The organism is uncultured Nevskia sp. (genome assembly GCF_903885465.1).
Lineage (GTDB): Bacteria > Pseudomonadota > Gammaproteobacteria > Nevskiales > Nevskiaceae > Nevskia.
This window is the reverse complement of the sequence record NZ_CAISIQ010000128.1, coordinates 1-5,116: the sequence shown is the minus strand read 5'-3', so window position 1 is coordinate 5,116 and position 5,116 is coordinate 1. Positions and strand designations below refer to the sequence as shown.

5 protein-coding genes and 1 pseudogene are annotated in these 5,116 nt (G+C 64.5%); 5 read left to right on the top strand and 1 reads right to left on the bottom strand.

Going from position 1 to position 5,116, the window contains the following annotated elements; all coding sequences use genetic code 11:
- Positions 1 to 158: 158 nt before the first annotated feature.
- A complete protein-coding gene (locus QZY06_RS04680) occupies positions 159 to 431 on the top strand; it encodes a DUF2277 domain-containing protein (RefSeq protein ID WP_295680849.1) in 273 nt (90 codons plus the stop codon).
- Positions 428 to 1,534: a DUF1615 domain-containing protein gene (locus QZY06_RS04675; protein WP_295680846.1), complete on the top strand. Its 1,107-nt coding sequence runs from the start codon at positions 428 to 430 to the stop codon at positions 1,532 to 1,534. Before QZY06_RS04680 ends, QZY06_RS04675 begins: the two co-directional genes overlap by 4 nt.
- A 4-nt stretch (positions 1,535 to 1,538) precedes the next feature.
- On the opposite strand, the gene QZY06_RS04670 is transcribed toward QZY06_RS04675, so the two are convergent.
- Positions 1,539 to 2,507 carry an AEC family transporter gene (locus QZY06_RS04670; protein ID WP_295680843.1) on the bottom strand — a complete coding sequence of 323 codons (969 nt, stop codon included), beginning with the start codon at positions 2,505 to 2,507 and terminating at the stop codon, positions 1,539 to 1,541.
- Positions 2,508 to 2,709: 202 nt separating this feature from the next.
- On the opposite strand from QZY06_RS04670, the pseudogene QZY06_RS04665 reads away from it, so the two are divergent.
- From QZY06_RS04665 to QZY06_RS04650, 3 genes and pseudogenes are all read left to right on the top strand, one after another.
- Positions 2,710 to 3,616, top strand: a pseudogene (locus tag QZY06_RS04665) (haloalkane dehalogenase).
- 69 nt (positions 3,617 to 3,685) lie between these two features.
- Entirely contained in the window at positions 3,686 to 4,384 is a 699-nt protein-coding gene (locus QZY06_RS04655; RefSeq protein WP_295680835.1) for a hypothetical protein, read from the top strand.
- A 36-nt stretch (positions 4,385 to 4,420) separates the two neighbouring features.
- Positions 4,421 to 5,116 (top strand): Crp/Fnr family transcriptional regulator (locus tag QZY06_RS04650; RefSeq protein WP_295680833.1); only part of this gene is annotated, 696 nt, incomplete at its 3' end.

Here is a 5,116-nt window from a genome sequence, read left to right as displayed (position 1 = left end):
TTGGGGGTAAAGCGCGTAAGCGCATTCCGTCTTCCGCACTGCTTACGATTTATTTCAGATGTGATGCTCAACCCCGCTGTCCACCTCCTGAGCGTTCGCACGGCCGCAGCCTCACCGTCATAACAGGCCCTGACCAAGCAAGTGAACAGGAGCGCCCCATGTGCCGAAACATCCGCCCGCTACACAACTTCGAGCCGCCGGCGACCGAGGACGAGGTGCGTGCTGCGGCCCTGCAATTCGTCCGCAAGCTCAGCGGCTACAACGCGCCGTCGAAGATCAATGAAGCGGTGTTCGGGCGGGCCGTCGACGAGATAACCACAGCGGCAAGCCGGTTGATCGACTCGCTGGTGACCCTGAGTCCGCCGAAGAATCGCGATGTGGAACGCGCGAAGGCGGCACTGCTGTCGGCGCAGCGCTTCGGTACGCGATGAGGCTGGCGTGGCGGGCCTTGTGCGGCTTTGGCCTGCTGGCGCTTGCGGCTTGTACCGGCACGCCTGAATTGCCGGAAGGGCCGGCGATCAGTCCGAGCCAGGCTCGGGCGCTGATCGAACGGCTGCTGCCAGAGCGCATTGCTGATCGCAGCGGCTGGGCTGTCGATATCTACGCCAGCTTCGCGGCGATGGACCTGGCGCCGACGCCGTCGAACGTCTGTTCGGTGATCGCGGTCGCCGAGCAGGAATCGGGCTTTCAGGTTGATCCAGCGGTGCCGGGTCTCGCGGCCATCGCCTGGAAGGAGATCGACACGCGGGCTGCCGCTCACAGCGTGCCGAAGCTGGTGGTGCATACCGCGTTGCGGGTGAACTCGCCGGATGGCCGCAGCTATGCCGAGCGTATCGACGCAGCGAAGACAGAGCGAGAGTTGAGCGACATCTTCGATGACCTGATCGGCAGCTTGCCGCTAGGCCGCACCTTCTTTGCCGATCGCAATCCGGTGCGCACTGGCGGGCCGATGCAGGTCAGCATCGCTTATGCGGAGCAGCAGGCCGAGCGACGGCTGTATCCGTATCCGGTCGAGCAGTCGCTGCGTCGCGAGGTGTTCACGCGGCGCGGCGGCCTGTATTTCGGCATTGCCCATCTGCTCGACTATCCGGCCAGCTATCAGGACCTGATCTATCGCTTCGCCGATTTCAACGCCGGCCATTACGCCAGCCGCAACGCGGCGTTCCAGAGCGCGCTGAGTCTGTTGTCCGGCATTCCACTGGCGCTGGATGGCGATCTGCTGCGCATCGGTGGCGAGGACGACAAGCCGGGCCAGACCGAGCTTGCCGCGCGGGTGCTGGCCAAGCGCCTGGAGTTGAGCAACGGCGATATCCGCGACGATCTGCAGCGAGGCGATGCCGCAAACTTCGAGCGCACCACGCTCTACGAACAGGTCTTCGAACGCGCCGAGCGGGCCGAAGGCCGGCCGCTGCCGCGTGCCGTGTTGCCGCAGATCCAGCTCAAGAGCCCGAAGATCACTCGCAAGCTGACCACTGACTGGTTCGCCAAGCGCGTGGACGAGCGCTACCAGCGCTGTCTGCAGCGGGCGCCGTGATCGTTCAGCCGAGCAGCAGCCAGAGCCAGACCGGCAGCACCGCGAAGTAGAGCAGGGTGGTTGCCACCAGCACCGAGGCGAGCAGTTCGGTATCCAGCCCGTAGCGTTCGGACAGCATCACCGTCGCCATCATCGTCGGCATGCCGGCCAGCAGGATGATCGACACCGATAGTTCGCTGCGTCCCAGAAACGGCAAGCAAAGTGCGGCGACCAGCGCCGGCATCAGCACCAGCTTGAGCAGGCAAGCCACCGCGAGCAGGCCGGGGCGCTTGCGCAGCGCAGTCGGGGACAGCGACATGCCGATGGTCAGCAGCATCGCCGGCACCGCGGCCTGGCCGAGCAGTTCGGCGGTGCGGTCGATCGCGATGGGATTCGGCAGGCCGAGCAGGTTCACCGCGAAGCCCGCAGCGAAGGCCCAGACCGGCGGCAGGCGCGAGAAGCTGCGCAGGAAGGTCGCGAGACTGAAGCCTGCGCCGTCACCGTCGACCTTGCCCCAGGCGCTGGCCAGGCCGGCGCCGAAGCTCCAGAACAGCATCGACACGCCGAGGATGTCGGCATAGACGGCGAAGCGCGCCGCTTCGTCGCCGTACAAGGGCTGCAGCACCGAGAGACCGATCGACAGGATGTTGCCGAACGAGCAGGCAATGATCAGCGCGCCGAGCTGCCGCCGCTCGAGTTTTGGAAACAGGCCGCTGCGCGCGAACACCAGCCAGGCCAGCGCGGCGGCGATCAGCAGGCCCACCCAGGTGTACAGCGGCACCCAATAGAAATCCGCGCCGAACCGCGCGTGGCTGACCACGTGATAGGCCAGCCCCGGATAGAACGCGTACATCACCAGCAGATTGATCGCGCGGCGCGCCTGCAGTGCATCGAGGCCACCGGGCGCGGTGAGCTTCCACAGATAACCGAAGGCGATCAGCAGGGCGATGGGGGCAAGACTTTCGCCCAGCGAGATCAGCAGGTGTTCGGACATTTCGGAACGTCGGGAATCAGGTGGGCTGGCGCGGGGCAGCCGAAACGGGTCTGGATGGGAAGAGATGATGCAGCAGTTGCCAAGGCTGCAAGCTGGTCAGCCCTCATTGATGAAGCCCGGCCCGGCACTGCAAGCTGGCCATCCGTGATCGATCGCCTTCGCTCACGGACATGACAAGAACGACAAAAGCCAGGGGAGTGACATGCACGAGACCATCAGCGCGCGCTTCGATTTCGCGGCCCACCATGTCGATGTGCTCGGCAGCCGCATGCATTACCTCGATACCGGCCCGGTCGGCGACGAGGTAGTGCTGTTCCTGCATGGCAATCCAACCTCGTCCTATCTCTGGCGCAACATCATTCCGCACGTTGCGCCGAAGGCACGCTGCATCGCCCCGGATCTGATCGGCTTCGGCAAGTCCGACAAGCCCGATATCGGCTACCGCTTCGAAGACCACGTTCGCTACATCGATGCCTTCATCGAGACGCTGGGGCTGAAGCGGCTGACTCTGGTGGTGCATGACTGGGGTTCGGCGATCGGCCTGAACTGGGCGCGTCGCCATGCCGATCGGGTCAAGGGCATTGCGCTGATGGAGTTCATCGCGCCGGTGAAGTCATGGTCGGACTGGCCGGAGAATCTGCAGCCTGTGTTTCAGGCATTCCGCACGCCGGTCAGTGGCGAGGCCATGGTCATCGAGCAGAACTTCTTCATCGAAAAAGTGCTGCCGGGCGCCGTGGTGCGCGGGCTGACGGAAGAGGAGATGGTCCACTACCGCGCACCGTTCCACGACAAGGCCACGCGCAAGCCGATGCTGGTGTTCCCGAACCAGTTGCCGATTGCTGGGCAGCCTGCCGATGTCGTCGCCGCCACCGAGGCCTACATGGCCCTGGCTGAGTGAGACCGAGGTTCCGAAGCTGTTGTTCTGGGGCACGCCGGGCGTGCTGGTCACGCCCGCGCTTGCTGCGCACTACGCAAAGACCTTCCCCCAGCTGCGCAGCGTCGATATCGGGCCGGCACTGCATTACGTGCAGGAAGACCATCCGCATCTGATCGGCAGCACCATTGCGGCGTGGATGGGCGAACAACAGGCAAGCGTCCAGTCTGTGTAAGGCGGAGAGAGGCTCGGGGTCCAGATCGAAAGGTATGCTGGCCGGCACTCCCTGACGTTCGAACCTCCGATGCGCAACCTGGACTTCACCTCCTGGCAGTCACTCATCTCCACCTTGCTGGGGCTGGCGGTCATCACCCTGATCGGGGTCGGCATCCGCATCATGGTGATGCAGACGATTCAGCAGCGCCGCGAGCGGGAGAACCGGCAGATCAACGAGCGCCTGCGCATTCTGATCGCCGCCTACAAGACGCTGGGCGGCTCGTTCACCGGCGAGCTGATGGTCGATCCGTTTCATCTACGCGATCTGAAACGGCGCAGCGAGGAAAGCGGCGAGGCCGAGCTGTCGGCCCCGAGTGAACGTACCCGGCGCATGCGCGATGCCGTCGAGGCGGCGCTGTCGGACATCGTGCTGCTCGGCACTGAAGAACAAGTTGCATTGGCTGCGCAAGCCGCCAACGAACTGGTCGCCGGTCGGCGCATCGAAACGGCGGCGCTGGTTGTTTCACTGCGCAATTTCATTCGTGGCGTGCTGGATCTCGAACCGGTGGCGGCGAGCGTTGCCATTCCCAAGCAGGGGCCTTCGCGTCCCGGTGTCGGTTCGAAAGACAAGGGCGAGAAGGGCAAGGACGACGCCCGCGGCGGCAAAGGCGGCGGCGGTGGTGGTGGCAATGACGGAATGGGCGCTGGCGCCGGTGTTGGCCTCGGAGCTGGCCTGGGGATCGGTGCGCATGGCCTGTCGAATGACGACCATGATCCTGGCCGCTAGGTCGACAATCGAGCGCATGAATCCCACCCGTAGCGCATGACGCCGCTCGACAGCCTGCACAACTTCGTTGATGCGCTCTCGCCGCCGGTACGGGCAGCGCTGGATGCGGTCAGCGCTTCCCGCAGCCTGCCGGCGGAGAGCCGCCTGCTTCGCGCCGGCACGCTGCCGAAAGAGGTTTTCCAGATCACCGGGGGGCGCGTGAAGTACAGCGCCTGGGATCACCTGGGCCGCGAGACCGTGCTGACCTACATGACCCGTGGCGACTGGGTGGGGCTGTCCGAGATGTTCACCGAGCTGCCGTCGGCCTGGAATGTCGCGGCGCAGTCTCCAGTCATAGTTCGGGTGATCAAGCGCCGTGACTTTCTTCGCTTGATCGACGAACACCCGGAGCTATCGCGGCAGCTGCTGAAGATGTTCGCGCTGCGCTTCAGCTTGCATCGCCTGTTCGGGCTCGATCACAGCGCGCTGTCCTTGAAGGAGCGGCTGGTCAAGATGCTGTACTTCCTGTCCTTCAGCTACGACAAGGATGCTGCGGACGATCAGGCCGTGTTCATGAAGCTGTCCCAGGAAGAGCTTGGCAAGATCGTTGGTGCCTCACGCCAGAAGCTCAACCCGGCGCTGAAATCGCTGGAGCGGGAACAGATGCTGGATGTGCACATCGGTGGCGTCAGCTTGCGCAGCCGCACCGCCATCGTTCAGCGCTATGGCCATCTGCTGCAGGCCGTCGAGCCG

Excerpts from the sequence above, each read along its gene's own strand:
- QZY06_RS04655 (WP_295680835.1), top strand. The coding sequence starts at position 3,686 with ATGCGCAACCTGGACTTCACCTCCTGGCAGTCACTCATCTCCACCTTG.
- QZY06_RS04675 (WP_295680846.1), top strand. The coding sequence starts at position 428 with ATGAGGCTGGCGTGGCGGGCCTTGTGCGGCTTTGGCCTGCTGGCGCTT.
- QZY06_RS04680 (WP_295680849.1), top strand. The coding sequence starts at position 159 with ATGTGCCGAAACATCCGCCCGCTACACAACTTCGAGCCGCCGGCGACC.
- QZY06_RS04670 (WP_295680843.1), bottom strand. The coding sequence starts at position 2,507 with ATGTCCGAACACCTGCTGATCTCGCTGGGCGAAAGTCTTGCCCCCATC.